Origin of the sequence: Bacillus sp. SD075, assembly GCF_017355165.1 — a bacterium.
In the GTDB taxonomy this organism is placed as follows: Bacteria; Bacillota; Bacilli; order Bacillales; family DSM-1321; genus Peribacillus.
In genome coordinates, this window is record NZ_JADILK010000021.1 from 1 (window position 1) to 19,512 (window position 19,512).

At 37.8% G+C, this 19,512-nt stretch carries 12 protein-coding genes and 2 pseudogenes; 9 read left to right on the forward strand and 5 right to left on the reverse strand.

Annotation, left to right across the window (positions count from 1 at the left end; translation table 11 throughout):
• Window positions 1-119: 119 nt before the first annotated feature.
• Both IOC57_RS25930 and IOC57_RS14950 read right to left on the reverse strand, forming a co-directional pair.
• Window positions 120-248: a hypothetical protein gene (locus tag IOC57_RS25930; protein ID WP_286184887.1), complete on the reverse strand. Its 129-nt coding sequence runs from the start codon at window positions 246-248 to the stop codon at window positions 120-122.
• A 362-nt stretch (window positions 249-610) separates the two neighbouring features.
• Window positions 611-2,245, reverse strand: a complete 1,635-nt coding sequence (locus IOC57_RS14950) for a spore germination protein (protein WP_207439472.1) — start codon at window positions 2,243-2,245, stop codon at window positions 611-613.
• Window positions 2,246-2,760: 515 nt separating this feature from the next.
• Between IOC57_RS14950 and IOC57_RS14955 the strand changes: the two genes are divergently transcribed.
• Genes IOC57_RS14955 through IOC57_RS14970 form a run of 4 tightly spaced genes read left to right on the forward strand, consistent with a single transcriptional unit; the run spans window position 2,761 to window position 9,866 of the window.
• Window positions 2,761-2,958, forward strand: a complete 198-nt coding sequence (locus tag IOC57_RS14955) for a helix-turn-helix domain-containing protein (protein ID WP_207439473.1) — start codon at window positions 2,761-2,763, stop codon at window positions 2,956-2,958.
• Window positions 2,959-2,976: 18 nt separating this feature from the next.
• Window positions 2,977-5,553, forward strand: a complete 2,577-nt coding sequence (locus IOC57_RS14960; protein ID WP_207439474.1) for a type I restriction-modification system subunit M — start codon at window positions 2,977-2,979, stop codon at window positions 5,551-5,553.
• Window positions 5,553-6,767, forward strand: a complete 1,215-nt coding sequence (locus IOC57_RS14965) for a restriction endonuclease subunit S (protein WP_207439475.1) — start codon at window positions 5,553-5,555, stop codon at window positions 6,765-6,767. The genes IOC57_RS14960 and IOC57_RS14965 overlap by 1 nt, the downstream gene beginning before the upstream one ends.
• Before the next feature lie 15 nt (window positions 6,768-6,782).
• Window positions 6,783-9,866 (forward strand): type I restriction endonuclease subunit R, encoded by a 3,084-nt coding sequence (locus IOC57_RS14970; RefSeq protein ID WP_207439476.1) that lies wholly within the window; start codon window positions 6,783-6,785, stop codon window positions 9,864-9,866.
• 597 nt (window positions 9,867-10,463) lie between these two features.
• Here the strand turns inward: IOC57_RS14970 and IOC57_RS14975 are convergent.
• Window positions 10,464-10,793 (reverse strand): annotated as a pseudogene (locus IOC57_RS14975) (tyrosine-type recombinase/integrase); the annotation flags it as partial.
• 275 nt (window positions 10,794-11,068) lie between these two features.
• Here IOC57_RS14975 and IOC57_RS14980 point away from each other — a divergent pair.
• From IOC57_RS14980 to IOC57_RS14995, 4 genes are all read left to right on the forward strand, one after another.
• Window positions 11,069-11,389: a DUF3870 domain-containing protein gene (locus IOC57_RS14980; protein WP_207439477.1), complete on the forward strand. Its 321-nt coding sequence runs from the start codon at window positions 11,069-11,071 to the stop codon at window positions 11,387-11,389.
• 72 nt (window positions 11,390-11,461) lie between these two features.
• Window positions 11,462-12,628, forward strand: a complete 1,167-nt coding sequence (locus IOC57_RS14985; RefSeq protein ID WP_207439478.1) for a DUF819 family protein — start codon at window positions 11,462-11,464, stop codon at window positions 12,626-12,628.
• Window positions 12,629-12,654: 26 nt separating this feature from the next.
• Window positions 12,655-13,719: a dipeptide epimerase gene (locus tag IOC57_RS14990; protein ID WP_286184888.1), complete on the forward strand. Its 1,065-nt coding sequence runs from the start codon at window positions 12,655-12,657 to the stop codon at window positions 13,717-13,719.
• Between the two features lie 106 nt (window positions 13,720-13,825).
• Window positions 13,826-14,836, forward strand: coding sequence for a C40 family peptidase (locus tag IOC57_RS14995; protein ID WP_207439480.1), 1,011 nt, complete (start codon window positions 13,826-13,828; stop codon window positions 14,834-14,836).
• A 619-nt stretch (window positions 14,837-15,455) separates the two neighbouring features.
• On the opposite strand, the pseudogene IOC57_RS15000 reads toward IOC57_RS14995, so the two are convergent.
• Window positions 15,456-15,632, reverse strand: a pseudogene (locus IOC57_RS15000) (tyrosine-type recombinase/integrase); the annotation flags it as partial.
• A 763-nt stretch (window positions 15,633-16,395) separates the two neighbouring features.
• Window positions 16,396-16,542 (reverse strand): BH0509 family protein, encoded by a 147-nt coding sequence (locus IOC57_RS15005; RefSeq protein WP_133352832.1) that lies wholly within the window; start codon window positions 16,540-16,542, stop codon window positions 16,396-16,398.
• A gap of 903 nt (window positions 16,543-17,445) precedes the next feature.
• Between IOC57_RS15005 and IOC57_RS15010 the strand changes: the two genes are divergently transcribed.
• Window positions 17,446-19,491: a CocE/NonD family hydrolase gene (locus tag IOC57_RS15010; RefSeq protein ID WP_207439481.1), complete on the forward strand. Its 2,046-nt coding sequence runs from the start codon at window positions 17,446-17,448 to the stop codon at window positions 19,489-19,491.
• Window positions 19,492-19,512 lie beyond the last annotated feature (21 nt).

A 19,512-nucleotide genomic window follows, 5' to 3' on the forward strand; every position in this document is an offset into this window, starting at 1 on the left:
TTGAAATCCTGCGAATAAGCGAGAATTCGTGAGCATTATCTATTAAACTGAGGGAGTTCATTAAGGATTATTGTACAGTTGACACAAACTGTGCAGATAGGAGTCCATGAAATAACGAATTATTCTTTTTTAGTTACAAAATTAATAAAGAGAACGGATAGTACTATCCATACGACAATCACTACGATCACGAAGTACCCTGTATTGATGAAATTTTTATAAACCCATGTATCATACATTAATATCACCTCGAGTTCCCCTTAAAGGGAAAAGTAACGAAAGATATAAATAGATGCAGTAATAAAGTGAAATATAAGTATGTAAAGTGAAATTATTTTAACTAAAAACAGGTTTAGCACCTCTCATAATATCAATAAACAGCTGATAAAATTGAAAAATTTTCATTAAACATAAGACTTCTAATAAATTGCAGAATTTTTATTATTCCTATTTTAATTTGTTATTATTCAGACAATGAAAAAATTTAAGTCACAGTCCGAATACACTGTGCTTGTGAAACTATCCTTCCCCGATGGTTCCATACATAAGAAAAGGCTGCTTTAAAGACAGCTCTGATCTTCAGCTAACTCACCCGTTTTGTAAAAGCATGTCACGATTCAGTGCCGTCACCCTTCTTCATGTTAGAAGTCTTCATTCCACGTGATTTAGGAGGCAGTGGCCTTTGATTATCGCCTTCCCTTTTCAAATTATTATTGGAGCTTAAAAATTTGGGTCTGTCTTTATACGCCCACATTGGTCTCCTGAAGAATGTATCGCCTAGTCCTTCCGGGTTAAGTGGAGCTAGTGGTGACATATAAGGAACTCCGAATGAACGTAGGCTACATAAATGAACTACGACGACAAACAAAGCTAAAATCAAACCATAAAAACCCATTGTACCTGCGCAAATGATAAATACGAACCGCAGCAAGCGAGCAGAAATTGCGATGGAATAGGCAGGGGTCGCAAAACTTGCAATGGCCGTGATCGATACGATGATGACCGCTGCCGGTGATACAAGTCCAGCCTGAACTACCGCCTGCCCAATCACCAGAGCACCAACAATGGACATAGTCGCCCCAATGGCTTTGGGCATCCGTAGGCTTGCTTCTCGTAAGATTTCAAATGTTATTTCCATAATGAATACTTCGATAACTGCCGGAAAAGGAACGGGATCCCGTTGCGCTGCAAGAATGATGAGCAGATCTGTTGGAACCATTTCCTGATGATAGGTTGTAGCTGCTACAAAGGCAGCCGGGGCAATTAGCGAAATAAAAAAAATAGAAATACGTAAAAAACGTATAGCTGAGGCTATATCAAAGCGAGCATAGTAGTCCTCGACAGATTGAAAGAACTGAATAAATAACGCAGGCACCAACAAGACAAAAGGCGTTCCGTTAACAAATATGGCTACCCTTCCTTCAAGGAGACCTCCAGCGACCTTATCAGGTCTTTCTGTATGATCAAGGGTAGGGAATGGGGTCATGACCTGATCTTCTATCAATTGTTCAATATATCCTGATTCAAGAATACTATCGATATTTATTCCTTTTAAGCGCTCTTTGACCTCTTCGACGATTCCTTTTTTTGCAATCCCATTTATATACATAATGGAAACATCCGTATTTGTCACAGTGCCTATTTTCATCGACTCTATCCATAAATCCGGACTGTTAATGATGCGGCGTACCAGGGCTATGTTTGTTGCATTCGATTCCGTAAATCCTTCTCTTGACCCGCGGACCACCGAATTTGTGCTTGGTTCCTGAACGGAACGCCTTTCTCCCCCTTTTGTACTGGCAACCAGGGCTATGTTTATGCCATCAATAAAAATGATGCTATCACCTGATAATAATGACAAAAATAATTTTTCCCAGTCCATGACGGTTTCTACACCGCCGAGTGAAACCACATCTTTAGAGATCACTTCCAGCGCTTCATGTGGAAGTACCTTTTCTTTTAGATGAGGATTTTTCATGATGGACTCAATTAAAAAGTCTGTAACGCTTGGATTATCAACCAGACCCTGCACATACAAAATAGTTGTTTTAATTTGAGGATTTTGACTGATTTTCAACGTTCGGATAATGATATCCGGGCTGCTTCCTGTTTTTTGCTTCACGATATCCAGATTGGTTGTTATAGAGCTGTCAATATTTTGGGGTATTTTACTTATTGATTGATCTTTTTCGTCTGTCTTTTGCTTCTTGCTTTTTTGTCCTTTTTGTTTAAAAAAAGAAACCATAATACCGATCCTCTTTCATTCCTATTTCTTTTTATTCTGTCCAAAAAAAACTTTTTTATGGATAACACCATTCGCAACTTTACTATTAGATCTAATATTTAGGTAATCCTTATGGAACTAACCTGCCCGATAGTTTAAGTACATTTCTTCACAATCTTTTAGTTGTTGTTCCACAATCTGGCCCTTTAATTGAACAATTATATTGTCATTTAACATTTAATTTGTCTTTTTGGTTTTGTTTTCCATAGAGCCCCTCATTCTTCGAATCGTTTCCATACCCCTAGTTGTGCCAATTAATGCATTTTTTTTAACTATCAAGGTTTCTTGTATTAATTTGATCAAAACTTGTTTCAAATCTACACTTGAATGAAAAAAGACACCCCAAAAATCATCTTAAATTTCATCATATAAATTTAAGGTTATCTTGATATATCGTGATATAATAGAAAGTGGTTATTTTAGCATTTGGATGGATAACTTTTTGTTATTAGGTTATTAGATTGAGGTGAAATGCGATGCAAATTACTTACAAAAAATTATGGAAAATACTTATTGACCGTGAGATGAATAAAACTCAGCTCAAGGATGCAGCAGGAGTGAGTAGTAACGTTATTGCTAAACTTGGGAAGAATGAGCCTGTTTCCATTGAAACCCTAATTAAGATTTGCGTTGCACTTAGCGTTGATATTGGCGATATTATTGAAATTAAATAAATTAACGGAGGAAAACAAGTGATTACATCAGAAGAAATTAAACGCAGATTATGGGATGGAGCAAACGAATTGCGTGGCTCTATGGATGCCAGTCGGTACAAAGATTATATGCTTGGATTAATGTTCTACAAGTTTTTAAGTGATAAAACTTTGGAAACATTCAAATCAAATGCAGGACTTGGACAATTATCTGAATCTGAACTAGTCGAGGAATACACTAAAGCAAAAGAAGAATACGGTGCTGAGCTGGATAAAATGATCCAAAACGTAATCGGATATTATGTTTCTCCAGAATATCTTTACCAGACTTGGTTAAAAGATATTAATTCAGGTGATTTTGAGGTACAAAAAGTAACGGATAGTCTTAATAATTTTGAACGTACAATCTCCGTTTCGGGTGATTCTGATGACTTTAAAGGTTTATTTTCAAGTTCAACTCTGGATTTAACAGATACCGCCTTGGGTAGCAATTTGAACGAACGTAGTAAAAACATCAAGGCGCTGATTCTATTGTTTGCTGATTTGAACATGGTGGCACTACAAAAAGGTGACGTACTTGGTGATGCGTATGAATATCTAATCGGTCAATTTGCGATGGAGTCGGGCAAGAAGGCTGGAGAATTCTACACGCCACGACAAGTGAGTGAAGTAATGGCCCAAATAGCTGCTAAGACATCAAATGTTAAGTCTATCTATGACCCGACAGTCGGTTCGGGATCCCTATTATTGACAGTTAAGAAGCATTTGAGCAAGGATGTTCAAAAGGATTTGGAATATTACGGTCAAGAAAAAAATACAGCAACATATAACTTGACTCGTATGAACTTGTTGCTTCACGGCGTTCGTCCAGAAAAAATGACGATTAAAAATGGAGACACGCTTTCACAAGACTGGCCGGAAGACCCTGAACGTCCAAATGAGGGTGTGCAGTTTGATGCGGTAGTAATGAATCCTCCTTATTCAGCGAAGAATTGGAACAAATCCGAATTGAAAGTTAGCGACCCTCGTTTTTCTGACTTTGGTGTACTACCACCAGAATCAAAGGGAGATTTTGCATTCCTGCTACATGGATTGTTCCACTTAGGTATAAACGGGACAATGGCGATTGTGTTGCCTCATGGTGTATTATTCCGTGGTTCAGCAGAGGGTGAAATTCGCAAAAGACTGTTGGATAAAGGTCGTATAGACACAATAATTGGTTTGCCAAGTAATTTATTTACAAATACTGGAATTCCGGTTGTTGTTATGATTTTGAAGAAGAATCGTGACCTTGGGGATCCAGTATTGGTTATTGATGCATCACATAGCTTTATTAAAGTTGGGAAACAAAATGTCCTACAAGAAAAGGATATCTCTAAGATTGTTGACACCTATTCAAATCGTGCGAAAATTCCAGGTTATAGTCATTTGGCAACTCGGGAAGAAATCATCGAGAACGAATATAACATGAATATTCCACGTTATGTTGAAGCTGATGATTCTGAAATTCCTCAAGAGGTCGATGCTCATCTATTTGGTGGTATTCCGCAAAAGAATATTGAAGACTTGAAAATCTTGAATTCAACTGTTCCTGACGTTTTGAAGAGTTCTCTGAATACAATTCGTCCAGGATACGTAGAGTTAGTAAAAACAGTTGATGAATTGACGACTGAGGTATTAAGCGATAGTCGTGTGGTTACTAAGACGCAGGAAGTTGAAACCAAGGCTCATGATTATGTTTCTAAATACTGGGATATTTTACGCAATGTTGATGGGTCGTCAAATCTGACACAGCTGATGGATGATATGCTGGTCGAAGTTAAAGAGATATTATCAGAATTTAAGTACATTGATGCCTATGATGGCTACCAAATTATCGCTGAAATTTGGAAAAATGTTTTGACTCACGATACTGAACTTATTGCAGCAAGTGATTTCTACACTATCGGTCGAACTCGTGAACCGAACATGGTAACAAAAGGAACAGGCAAGAATAAACGTGTAGAACAAGACGGCTGGGTTAGCAGCATTGTGCCTAATGATTTAATTGCGAAACGTTTATACTCCACTGAATTGGAAGATATTGAGATCGGGAAATCAAGAGTCCAAGAAATTGATACTGAATTATCTGAGTTAGTTGAAGCCGCTAAAGTGGAAGATACTGATGAGAATAACGCTTTATATGAAGCAATTAAGAAGAATGATGAAGATGAACCGCAAGACTCTTTTGAAGTCAAAGCAGTCAAAGCTGAATTGAAAAAAGCGACCAAAGGTACAATTGAGTATGACTTATTGAAAACAGTTGAAATATTGATGACTGAAAAATCTTTATTAAACAAAGCTATTAAAGCCAAAGAGAAAGCTCTCAAGGAACTGATTTATGAACGGATTTTGAACCTGAATGATGAAGAAATTGACAGCCTGGTACATGAAAAGTGGTTCGGTAATACGGTTAATGCATTAGTTAGCTTAGTTGCAATTCCATTGAAAGCAGAACTTTCAACCTTAGAAATGCTTGATAAGAGATATGAGAATACTTTCTCAAAAATCGATACTGAAAGTCGTGACTTGGAAAGTATGTTTGAATCTTTGATGAGTGAATTGGTGGCGGAATGATGAGTAAGAATGAAAAGTTAGTACCAAAAAGACGATTTAAAGAGTTCAAAAATGCTGACGCTTGGAAACAGCGTAAGTTAATTGAAGTGGCTGATTATCGGAATGGGAAAGCTCACGAGCAGAACATTGATGAGAACGGAGAATACATTGTTGTAAACTCAAAATTCGTATCCACAAATCGTCGGGTTAAAAAATATTCAAACGAATTAATTGAGCCGTTGAGTATTGGAGAAATTGCTTTTGTCCTCAGTGATGTTCCAAATGGTAGAGCGATAGCAAGGACGTTTTTAGTCGAAGAAAACGATAAATACAGCTTGAATCAACGGATTGCTGGAATTACACCACACGATTACACAGACTCTTATTTTCTTAGTAACTTGATGAATAGGAATCGCTATTTCTTGCAATTTGACAATGGAGTTGGGCAAACAAACCTTTCAAAATCGGAAGTGGAAAATTTTATTGGAACGTACCCTTTGTATGAGGAACAGGCTAAAATTGGTTCGTTTTTCCGTAACCTTGACAACCTCATCGCTTTTCAACAGCGTAAGTTGAATAAGACAAAAGCGATGAAATCTGCCTATCTTTCAGAGATGTTTCCCGCTGCAGGAGAGCGTAAGCCAAAACGCCGATTTGCTGGATTTACTCAAGCTTGGGAACAGCGGAAAGTTGGGGAATTAGCTGATATTGTACGTGGTGCAAGCCCTCGACCTATTCAAGATCCGAAATGGTTTGATGATGAATCTGATATTGGATGGTTACGAATTGCAGATGTAACTGAGCAAGAAGGACGTATTCATTATCTTGAACAACGTATATCAAAAGCTGGTCAAGAAAAAACTCGTGTATTAAATGAACCACATTTATTATTGAGTATCGCTGCAACGGTTGGGAAACCCGTTGTGAACTATGTTAAGACTGGCGTACACGATGGATTCTTAATCTTCCAAAATCCAAAATTTGACCGTGAATTCATGTTCCAGTGGTTGGAGATGTTCCGCCCGAAATGGCAAAAATACGGACAGCCTGGTAGTCAAGTCAACTTGAATTCTGATTTAGTAAAGAATCAAGAGATTATGTTACCAAGTGAAGAAGAACAGAAGAAAATTGGTGACTTCTTTGCACAGCTAGACCACCTTATCACTCTTCATCAGCGTAAGTTGGAAAAACTACAAAATATAAAAAAAGCATACCTAAATGAGATGTTTGTATAGAGGGGAGTGTAGGTCATGAGTAATGCACCAAAAAGTGTGGCAGAGAAAACCTTCCAAGAAAACTTTGTCAAAGAACTAAAGCAGTATAAATGGGAAGCTCCTGATTTCCTTGATGGCAATAAACAAAAAGTTACTGTTCAAGACTTGATAAACAACTGGCGTAGAGAACTTAACCGCATTAATGCAGACCAATTGGAAGGTGTGGAGTTGACTGACGGTGAGTTTAAACAGGTGATGGCGAAAGTTAACTTAATCAACAATAGTTATGAGGCGGCTAAAATCCTAGCGATAGAAGAAGCAAAGGGGAAAATCGATGGGATCTATCGAGACGACAACCCGAAAATTACAAGAAAGCAAATTACGCTGACAATTTTCAAAAAAGCGGAAGTTCGTGGCGGTGATTCCAGTTATCAAATTGCCCGAGAAGTCCAAACACCAAATGGCAATAGGTTTGATATTGTCTTGCTGATAAATGGTTTGCCACTTATCAATATCGAGCAGAAGCGAACAGATAAATCATTGGACGAGGCGTTTGAACAATTTAAACGATATTATCGAGATGGCGAATATAGCAATAACTTTATGGCGTTCTCACAGATGATGGTGGTAACGACAGAAATTAAAACAAGATACTTTGCAACACCAAAATCAGCCGATGAATTTAACCCAAGTTTCGTATTCCATTGGTCTGATAAAGAGAATAAGCCAATTAATAACTGGCAAAAAGTTGTTGAGCATTTTCTGATGATTCCAATGGCTCACCAAATGGTTGGGGATTACCTCGTGATTGACGAAGCAAAAGACGAAGAAAATCGGCGTCATATGCTAATGCGTCCGTATCAAGTCTATGCCCTTCAAGCGATTGAGGGTGCTGCTTTTGGTTGGGATAACGCAGATAAATTACCTCATGGTGGATTTGTTTGGCATACTACTGGTTCAGGAAAAACCATCACAAGTTTCAAAACAGCGTTGTTTTTATCTACTCGAGCAGGTTTTGATAAGGTAATCTTTTTGGTTGATAGGCGAGAGCTGGATAATCGTACAAGTGAGAATTTTAAAGCCTATGCGGCCTATGAGTCTGTTACGGTTGATGATACTAAGAAAACGTATCAGCTGAAAAAACAACTTAAAGCCGTGAAATCAGGGATTGTTGTAACGACAACCTTCAAGTTAAACTCATTGGTTAAAGAGTTGGAAGAGAACCACGATAGTAGTTTACGTGACAAAAAATTCGTGTTTATTATTGATGAAGCGCATCGTACCACTATGGGTCAAATGATGGGGACGATTAAAAATTATTTCAAGAAAAATGGTCTGTTTTATGGATTTACAGGGACGCCATTGTTTGATGAAAATAACGTTAAAGGAAAAGTTAACGAAAAAAGCGAAGTCATCAATACCACTGAAAAATTATTTGGACCAAAACTGCATCAATACACGATTGACGAAGCTATTTCCGATGGAAATGTGCTAGGATTCCATGTTGATTACATCAACACTGGGGAATTTAAGAGCTATGATGATTTACGAGAACAGCTTGCTGAGCACATGAAAGAAGAGAAGCCGGAGCTTAGCGACAGGGAAATTGAGAGAATAGTTGCTGGGTGGTCGGAAGCGGAAGTTGAAGTTCAAGCTGCAAAGAATAAATTGCTTCAATACCAAGATGAAACGCATATCCCACGAGTTGTTGAGGAAATCCTAAACAATTGGGAAAGCCAATCGCAAGGTAAAGAATTTAACGCTATTCTGACAGTTCAATTCAAAAATCGTGTTATCACCTATTACAATGAATTTAAGAAACAGCTTGCTGAACGGGACGAAAATTTGAATGTGGCGATGACATTCAGTTTTGGTAACGAGAATGATCCCGATAATATTCCTCCTGAAATCATTAAAGGGATGTTTAAAGATTACAGCGAATTTACCGGAATTGAGTTTATTGCAGGTGATAAAAAGCGCGGGGAAGATGCCTATTTTGAAGATGTTGTAGAACGTGCCACTCGAGGAGGTAGTGGAAGAAATCCAAAAAATATTGACTTAGTAATTGTTGCTGCACAACTATTAACTGGATATGATTCAAAACGTCTAAATACACTTTATGTTGACCGACCACTTGAACTTCAAGGTTTGATTCAGGCATATTCAAGGACGAATAGGGTATTTGGATCAAATAAGGAATTCGGAACTATCGTCAATTTCCAATTTCCACGAAAAACTGAAGAAACCGTAAATAATGCTTTAGAGCTTTATGGTAGTGGTGGGAAAAGCAGCCCTGCTATCGTTGATATCTATGAGACAGCTGTTAAAAAGCTGAAAATTAAGGTTGATGAAATGATTCCTACACTGCCAGACCCAACTGATTGGCAGACAATCAAAGATGATGACGAAGCAAAAGAGGCTTTTAAAGTTGCTTTTTGGGATACGGCAGAACAGATGAATTCTGTTGAACAATACTACGAGTACAAATGGGACGATGTCGTATTTGGAATTACCGAACATACCTGGTTACAGTATCGCGGAGCTTACAAAAACTTATTTCCACCAGCAGTCGGCGGAGGAGAGCCCGAACCGGTTAAACCGTTGGTTGGTAAGACTAAATTAGCGGGTACGCAGGTCATTGATGCCGCGCATATTTTGAGTTTGATTGGTTCAAAAGTTGGCTCTGCCGACGGTGTACAAACTGTCGATAGCGAGACGCGTAGAATCATTTATGAACAAATTCAAGAGTTAAGTAATATGGGTGAGGATGAACAAGCTCGCTTACTCAAAGAGTTTGTAGATACCGAATTGGTGCCTGGAAATCTATCAAGTAACTTGAACTTTGATGAATCATTTGAGGTTTGGAAAAAAGGTAGACTGCATGTAGCTATCACAGAATTTGCTGACGAGTGGGGATTAGACAATCAGCTAATTGAGAAGTCAGTAGAGGCATTTTCAATTTCTCAGCCTGACGTAATTCCGTATATTGATGAATTGACATCAAGTGTTGATTTTGCCAAAGCCACTAATCAATCGGCAGGGAATAAGCTCAGACACAATATGGGATTGATAAAGCAACTTCCAGCGTGGATGTCTGATATGAAAGAAAAATACAGCTAATAAGTAAACTTCGTTAGTTTAAGGGTATCAGTTTTCATGAGCTATGAGGAAAAGAATACGTATATTTTGGAGTCGAGGGATATCAAACATTAATTTAAAGCTACACTAGTATCCCTAATGTTATATAAGTGATCTTATTTTCATAATATTTTCTCCTTTTTAAAATTATCTACTCCATGATCAATTTTCGCATTTCTTTTTCATTTGTTTTAACCTAGGGCTAGCGAATTATAGTTATTACTTTGTTCTTCCGCAATCGGGCGTGTTTGTGGAATAACTCAATAGCTTCTTGCTAACGATCCGTTTATTAGAAAAAAAACTCGGCACCAAAAAGGTGCCGAATGGGTGCCGAAAACGATATTGGTTTATATTGTTGAGTGAATATTTTAGTGGGGAACAAATGTTTTGTTGTGTGTTTTAATTAAGGTTAGATTGTATGATGTTCTCATGTAAAACTCCACAATCTATGGGCGGCATGATGTAATTAGGTTTTTAAAACCTTGTTATAGTAACGTCTAAAATGATAATATGCTTTTCTTGTCCTCGATTTGTCCTCGTTTTATAAAAAAACACGGCAACCTATGACAAAAAAGCTAACTATAGGAGAAGGTCTTTCATCAGTTTGCTAAACTGTTGGGAGGCCTTTTCTTTCATATTGACGGTCATATGAGCATAGATATTCATTGTAGTGTTAATATATGTATGTCCAAGTCGCTGTTGTATTTCTTTAATGCCAACTCCAGCTTCAATCAATAATGAAGTGTGGGTATGTCTAAATGAGTGTGGAGTAATGTTCTTTTCTATTTCTGCTTTTTTCAGAAGTCTTTTAAGCAGGGTCTCAACAACTTTTCTTAATTGTGGATGCCCATCCTCTCGAGCAAAAATAAATCCGTTATCTTTGTAAACAAGTCTGTTTTTTAATTTAATTCATAAGTTAGCAATTTAAAGGAAACCACACTCTATGTTTCTAACGAGTAATTTTTGCACCAGAACCCTAAATAGAAATTTTTTCCGTTAGTGCAATTTTTGATAAAATTTACTCTTCAAAGCTGATAATTAATAATTCTCTATTGTCTGAAAGTAAAAGAAATGGTATATTATTAGTATTCCTTTGAAAACGAATTCATGATATAAGCTTCTACAAGTGCTCCTTGTTTGTCCCTTATATCGTCTGTTATTATGATTGAAAGGAAATCAATGGTATGTATGAAAAAGAAACGATTTTTATAACTGGTGATGCGAAGTCGTCACAAAATAACCCGATTACCATGAAATTCAGTCAATATTTTTTGGCATTAGTAGTCGATCAAAGAGATGGCAAAATTATTGATGTGGATTGTTCGGCGACAGTAGATTTAACTATTCGATTTGTGCAATCACTTTTTATTGGACGTCATGTGGATGATCAGTCAATTGTAGAAGATATTAACAACCGTTATTTTGGTTCTTCCCAAAAGGCGATGATTGTCGCTTTTCAGGATGCTCTAAAGAAATATCAAGCTATAACTGCTTTGTCTAAATAAACCTAGACAAAATCCAGTCTAACGAATTTTTGTTAGGCTGGATTTTTTTGTCTTTTTAAGGAGGATATTTCAATGATTCAAGATGGATTCATGTATTTCAGTGTATTAGTTGCTTTTGCAGCTTTAATGGTTGCATTTGAGAAGAAATTTAACACCAATCGCTTTTTAAAATTTATACCGGGTATTGTTCTTATTTACATCGGTTCTGCGATAATGCAAACTTGTGGTCTCTTTGCAGATAATGAGTCCACAGCGACTGTTTATTCCAGTGTAAAAGGAGCCTTGCTTCCCGCTATGCTGGCCATCATGTTATTAAAGTGTGACATACGCAGTATTTTCAAACTAGGACCGCGGATGCTTGGTGGGTTTTTAGTAGCTGTTGTCAGTATTATGATTGGCTTTATCGTAGTCTATATCGCTTTTCAACACTTTTATATTAAAGATACGTGGAAGGCATTTGGAGCACTTGCAGGAAGCTGGACAGGTGGATCTGCAAACATGGTAGCCCTTCAAGACATATTGAAAGTGCCGGAGAATATCTTTGGTTATGCCTTAATGATGGATACAATTAATTACGCAGTTTGGGTCATGTTTATGTTTTGGCTTGTTCCATTTGCGAGTAAGTTTAATCGCTGGACAAAGGCGGATACAAGCTTTCTTCAAAAGGGGTTTGAGGAAGCGGCTGCAGCAAGTTCCGAAGAAGAGACTGGAGTAAAATTCCAGCATATGTTGTATTTACTGGGTATTGGTTTATTAATTTCATCTCTATCTACCTTTGCAGGTCAACATCTTCCTGAAATAGGTGCGGTAATTAATGGGACAAGCTGGACAATTATGTTTGCTTCCGTTATCGGTTTAATTTTAGGACAAACACCAGTTGCCAAGATTCCGGGTGCATTGGATGTTTCCAATGTGATGCTATATGTTATTGTTGCACTCATTGCCTCGCAATCGGATTTTTCAAATATTGCGCAAGCACCGATTTATCTTGTCTCTGGATTCTTAATCATGTTGATCCATTTAATCATCATGCTATTGTTAGGGAAACTCTTTAAATTTGATTTATTTACACTTGGGGTGGCAAGCCTTGCGAACATCGGTGGGATGGCATCAGCGCCAATGTTAGCTGCAGCATATAGCCGCGCACTTATTCCAGTTGGTGTGATTATGGCATTAATTGGATCATTCCTTGGAACCTATTTTGGTATGATTGTTGCTAAAATATTAAGTGTTTTCTAAAAGGGCTACAAAAAAATTGAAAGGAAATGAGTATTGTGATTATACAAGACTTACAAGTCAATCGTCGTAAGGTTTCCTTGCGTGTACCATTTAAAACAGCATTAAGAACAGCAACCGAAATCGAAAATATTGAAGTGTCATTAACGCTTGAAAATGGCATTATTGGCAAGGGGGCAGCAGCACCAACATTCGTAATTACGGGAGACTCATCAGAAGGCATTGAAGCGGCTCTAATTGGGCCAATAAAAAATGAACTTGTGGGTGCTGATATTACTCATTTTCAAACGGTCCTTCAAAGAATTCAATCCTGCTGTGTTGGGAATACAAGTGCCAAAGCAGCTGCTGACATTGCTGTACACGATGCTTATTGCAAACTATTAAAAATTCCTTTGTATGCTTTTCTTGGGGATAAAAAGAACTTGAAAACATGTATGACTGTTGGGGTAGATACACCAGAGAAAATGGCATCTGATGCCAGGAAAAGTGTTGATGATGGTTTTCAAACATTAAAAGTGAAGGTTGGGGCAAATCCAGAGCTTGATATTGCACGTATAGAAGCCATCCGTGATGGTATACCAAAAACGATTAAGCTTCGTCTCGATGCCAACCAAGGCTGGAGACCCAAACAAGCGGTACAGCTGATTAACGAGATGGAACGAAAAAAGTTTAACATTGAATTCATCGAACAGCCTGTAGCAAGCTATGATCTGGAGGGACTAAAATTCGTCACAGAACGAGTTGGGATTCCAATTATGGCGGATGAAAGTCTCTTTTCGACCAAAGATACGTTGAAACTTGTCGCTGGTCGATATATTGATCTATTAAACATTAAATTAATGAAATGTGGTGGAATCTCACAAGCATGGAATATTGCGAGTATCGCCGAAGCAAATGGAGTCGCTTGTATGATTGGAAGCATGATGGAACCAGCCCTTTCTGTTGGAGCTGCTGCCCATTTTGCGGCCTCACATCCTAATGTGAAATACTTTGATCTTGATGCACCGCTTTGGCTTTCGGAAAAACCGGATGTACTTATGTATGGCGGGGAAGAAATTCGATTATCGGATTTGCCTGGGATTGGTCGGGTCTAATAAGGGTAATGGATGTTTTAATATAGCGATGTATTAGTATATAAATTGGATAATAGTTTCAAGGAATCAAACGATTGTTAAATAGAAAAAGGGGGAGGACTTGGATATGAAACGTTCCATTTTAACGATTATCGCCATTTTCCTAGTAGTAGGATTTGGTTCGAATGTACAAGCAGACGCGAAAGAGAAAAAATTGGATGAAACCGCTTATGTTGATGTCTCAGTTTCGACACTTTGGACAGCTCCAAATATTTTACGTCCCGTTGATGAACCATCTGCTGCCAACCCAGTGAATATGAGAAAATGGACGAGTGCTATGACACTTGAGCAGAAATTGCAATTATCCGATGATGGAATGCTGGAAACTCAAGCTCTTTACGGAAATAAAGTGACAATTCTTGAAAGACAAGGTGATTGGGTGAAAGTAGCGGTTGCGAGTCAACCAACCCCAAGAAATGATTTAGGATACCCTGGTTGGATGCCAGCATCCCAATTAACCTATAGCAAAAAGTTTGCAAAGGCAGAAAATCAACCTTTTATTATGATTACCGAACCTACAACCTTTCTTTATCCATCAGCATCTTTTAAAGAAAAAAATATAGAAATTAGTTACAATACTCGCCTTCCCTATGAAGGTGAAACCAAAAATGCTTATAAAGTACTCAAACCAAATGGCAAACTTGCTTTTGTAAAAAAGGAACACGCCAAAATGTTTCACTCAATAGCTGAAATCCCTGCGCCAACAGGGGAAGAGTTAGTAGAAACAGGAAAAATGTTTCTTGGATTGCATTATTTATGGGCCGGCATGAGCGGTTTTGGTTTTGACTGTTCAGGATTTACCTTTACGATGTATCAATCATACGGAATTACCATACCAAGGGATTCCAGTGTCCAAGCAAAAAATGGTGTATCAGTTGAACTTGATGATCTCCAGCCGGGGGACTTACTTTTCTTTGCTCATAATAATGGAAAAGGAAGTGTACACCATGTAGCAATGTACGCGGGAAATGGTATGATGATTCACTCGCCAAACTCAAAGAAAAATGTTGAAATCATTCCTGTTAATACTATAGGGTATATAGAGGAATTATCAGGTGCAAGAAGGTATCTGCCTTAATAAGAAATTTGAGAAAAAAGGTATAATAGATAAAATTCATAAAAATTGTGAAGGTTTGGACTTAGGTTAACTGGCAGTTTAGTTTTTTTCTTCAGGTGTAAGCTTAACCGATAAAGCACCTACAGCATCTTCAAGATGTGGTATTTTCGTAGCACCAATTATAGGTAATAGCAGCTGGTGCACCGTGTAGAGTAATTTGAGAAATTACAGAAAAGGATAGAACTGGATTTAAAGTATAGTCTTTAGATTTAAGTAGTGATTTATCTATATATTTAAAGAAAACGATAATTAAAAGAATCGGGCGCGTTTGTGTAATTAGCTCAATAGTTTCTTGCTAACGATCAGTATAATAGAAGAAAGACACCCTTGGTTCCAGAAAGGTGCCGAATGGGTGCCGATAACGATATTTATATATATTGTTGAGTGTATATTCTAGTGAAGAACAAATGTTTCATTGTGTGGTTTAATTAAGTTTAGATTGTATGATATTCCCAGGTGAAGCCCTGCAATCTATGGGCGGCATGATGTAATAGGGTTTTAAATCCTTGATATATAGGGGTTTAAAGAGTATTTAGAAAAAAATGCTCACCTATTTGCTCACCTAACATGTAAATATCTTTTAAAGTTGAAGGTCTTCCATCAGTTTACTGAACTGATGGGAGGCCTTTTCTTCCATGTTGTCAGTAATATGAGCATAGATATTCATCGTTGTTTGAATATCTGTATGTCCTAATCGTTGTTGGATTTCTTTCAACCCCACTCCTGCTTCGATCAGTAAGGATGTATGGGTATGCCTGGTTCCAGATAGCATTTGGGTTCAGCTACAAAAACATCTGGAAAACAAGAAAAATCAATTACTGATCTCTACGCTGCCAGCGTGGTAAAGTGTAATGTCCTATCCTATAGTTTACTAAAGGGCCCGGATACTTCTCTATATCAAGGTTTGGAAGTTGTTTGGAAGTGTTGAAATGAACTGTGATTTCCGGTGGTTTTCTATAGTGCGTGACCAAAATGTTACCAGTAAGTGACTAATAATTTGATATTAAAACTGTATTTTTTGTATAGGAAACAGTGAATTTTGAGATGTGATGGTGTGCCAAATATAGAAATATAAGCCCCCTTTGAGTAACAGCCAAGGAGGGCTTTTTTTATATGAGTAACTGTTGAACGGGTAATGCCTATTAACCTAATAAATATGTTGAATAGGCAACATTGAAGTGAAAAAAGGATGAACGTAGGATTAGTATTGAATGCAGTGTACTGTGATACGTGGATTATAAAACGTTCTTTAGAAAATGTTTTGGCTTGAGTGGGGGCTTTGTTCCCTCGACTGTTTTGCAGAGCCCATTCCCTCTTTTATGTACGGGTGCCCAGCCGCTAGGAAGTGAATGGAGGGAAAAGGAAGGAAGCTGAAAGTCAGCAAGGTCAAAAAGCAACTAAAACCCACTTATTACCAAATAACAGGTTTGCAAGAAATTATTTCTGAAAGTGATAAAAGTAAAAGCGGGAAACCTTGAATTATCAATGTTTTTCCCGCTTTTTATCATTTTATATTTGAGTTACATATAATCATAAACAGAGTCATCAAAATAGAGCCAGTGATAATATTCAATCTGTGAATCTGTCATCTTGGAAATGTCTTTCTCATTGAATTTTTGTTGCTCAATTAATTTCTGCACTTTGGAATTTCTTTCTACTTGGCTCATCTTAAATCCTCCTTATAGTTTGAGAAGTAACGAAGTATTTAAATATTGAAAACGCTTTCTTTTCTCTTATTTTTATTATATATCTCAATGTGAGATTAAACAAATATCAAATATAGATGATTTTTAAGGAAATAATATAGAAATGGTATTTATCTATTTACTTTGAAGCAGTTAATGAGGCAAGGTCGAATTGCCAAAGCCTGAGTTTTGTTAAGGATTAGGGATTTGATTCAATAAGTTGGACACAAAAAAGTGGGGATTATGCTGCTTTTCAATTAACCGTTGTTTCATTTTTAATACCATCTTCTCAAGCTTGTGTGCTTGAATAAGGCGACAAGTCCATCGTCAATCATGATTTGATAATCTCTCCTTCTGAAATTAATAGGGGTTTGAATGATATAAAAATTCACCATTCAGGATTGCTAGCTTTTCTGCTAACCTAATTTTTATTTTTCATCCCACCGTATAGAATCTCGATTCTTAAAATCTAGGTTACATCAAGAATTTTCCAGACCATCTAAGGGCAAAAAACCACCTCTTAGATAAGCGGCATGATGTAATCATCGCTTAAATCCCTTGAAATATAGGGGTTTAACGAGGATTCAGAATGAGTGCTCACCTAACATGTGAATATTTTTAAAGTTGAAGGCCTCTCACAGTTTACTGTGGGAGGCCTTTTCCTTTTATGTAAAGTAAAATTCAATATAAAATTCTGAAAATTTTAAGTTGTTTAACACATATTCGGATGATATACTAATTCCACAAATATAATCATGATTATAAAATTACTTTGATTGTTTTATAATTTCGATTAAAAATTTTTAGAAAGTGCTTAAATTGAGTTGAAAAAATGATATTGACCACTTTACGGCGGATGAAAAATGACTAAGAGGAGGATGAAAAATGTCAACAGAATATAAAGAAAAAGAAATTATCACTAATTTTCCTTATGCGTTTCAAACCATTGAAAACACTTGGATTGTTTTAAAAGATGGAACTAGACTTTCAAGTCGTATCTGGTTGCCTGAAGTTAGGGAAGGGCAAAAAGTACCTGCCATTTTGGAGTACATTCCTTACAGAAAAACAGACGGTACAAGGGCAAGAGATGAACCGATGCATGGTTATTTTGCCGGGCACGGTTATGCAGTTGTCAGAGTGGATATGAGAGGTTCGGGGGAATCAGATGGTCTGCTAAGAGATGAATACTTAAAGCAAGAACAAGATGATGCTCTGGAAGTGATTGATTGGATCTCAAAGCAAAATTGGTGTGATGGAAATATCGGTATGATGGGTAAATCATGGGGGGGCTTTAATTCCCTTCAAGTTGCAGCCAGAAGACCCAAAAATTTAAAAGCGATTATAACACTCGGGTTTACCGATGACAGGTATAACAATGATATCCACTATAAAGGCGGATGCCTCTTAAATGATAATTTCTGGTGGGGGGCCATTATGCTAGCCTATCAGGTGCGTCCACTTGACCCTCATATAGTTGGGGATAGCTGGCGTGAAAAATGGCTGGAAAGATTAGAGGAAATGCCTTTATGGATGGCGCAATGGATGGAGCACCAAACGAGAGATGCTTATTGGAGGCATGGATCAGTTTGTGAAAATTACGATGACATTGAAGTGCCAGTTCTAGCCATCGATGGTTGGGAAGATTCTTATACGAATACCGTATTAAGTTTAATGAAAGGGCTTTCGGTTCCTAGGAAGGGGATTATTGGACCTTGGGCACACGTATACCCTCATGATGGAGTTCCAGGACCAGCAATGGGCTTTTTGCAAGAAGCTGTTAAATGGTGGGACCATTGGCTAAAAGGAAAAGAGAACGATGCGATGGATGGACCAATGGTGAATGTATGGCTGGAGGAAAGTATGCCTCCTTCTTCCATTAAACCAGTAAGTAAAGGAGAGTGGGTGGGACTCGATTCCTGGCCATCAAATGAAGTTCTAACGCAAACTTATCAATTGACTCATGGTAAATTGCTAGAAGGAAGAGATGAAACAGAAGAGCGGGTGTTATTAAAAACACCTTTAAATCACGGCCTTTTATCAGGTGAATGGATGGGGGCCGGAGTACCGGGTGAAAGTCCGTCAGACCAACGATTGGATGATGGTATGGCGATGGTATTTGAAGGGGATGTCTTAGAAGGCCCATTAGAAATAGTTGGTTATCCAAGATTTGAAGTACAAATGACAAGTGACAGACCAAAGGCAATGCTCTTCGCACAACTATCAGATGTGGCACCAAATGGAGCCGTTACCCGTGTTTCTTACGGAGTAATGAATTTAACCCATTTAAATGGACATGATCAAGTAGACTTGTTAACCCCGGGTGAAAAGGTAAATGCATTTGTTAATTTAGACTGTTGCGGGCATAAATTTAAAGCCGGGCACCGGATACGTTTGTCTATTGCAACAACTTTTTGGCCAATGTTTTGGCCGATGCCTGAGGATGCAACACTTACTCTGAATCTTGAAACCGCAAAGTTTTCATTACCAATCTTTAAAGGAAGCCGGGTATCTGGACCGAATATGAGTCCCCAAAGCGCCCCATTAACTCCGACAACTATACTTTCGGAGGGAAGAGTCGATCGTTCCATTACATACGATATTTTAACGGAGACATGGACTTGCATAACCGATGGTGTTGGAGGGGTATTTGGTGAAGGGGTCTATCGCTTTGATGACATCGATGTTACTGTTGAACACAATTTGAGACGAGAGTTGACATTAAGTAATGCCAATCCTCTTTCCGCGAAATATACAATTTATCAAAAAATGAGGATTGGCCGTGAGGGTTGGTGGATTGACGCTGACATTACCGTTAAGCAAACTTCTGATGCAGAAAGCTTTATGATTGTTGGGGAAATGGATGTTAAAGAAAACGGCCGACCGGCATTTCATAAGAATTGGGATCAAAGGATTGAGCGTTTAGGACTTTAAAAAGCCAGGGATTGGAGAGAA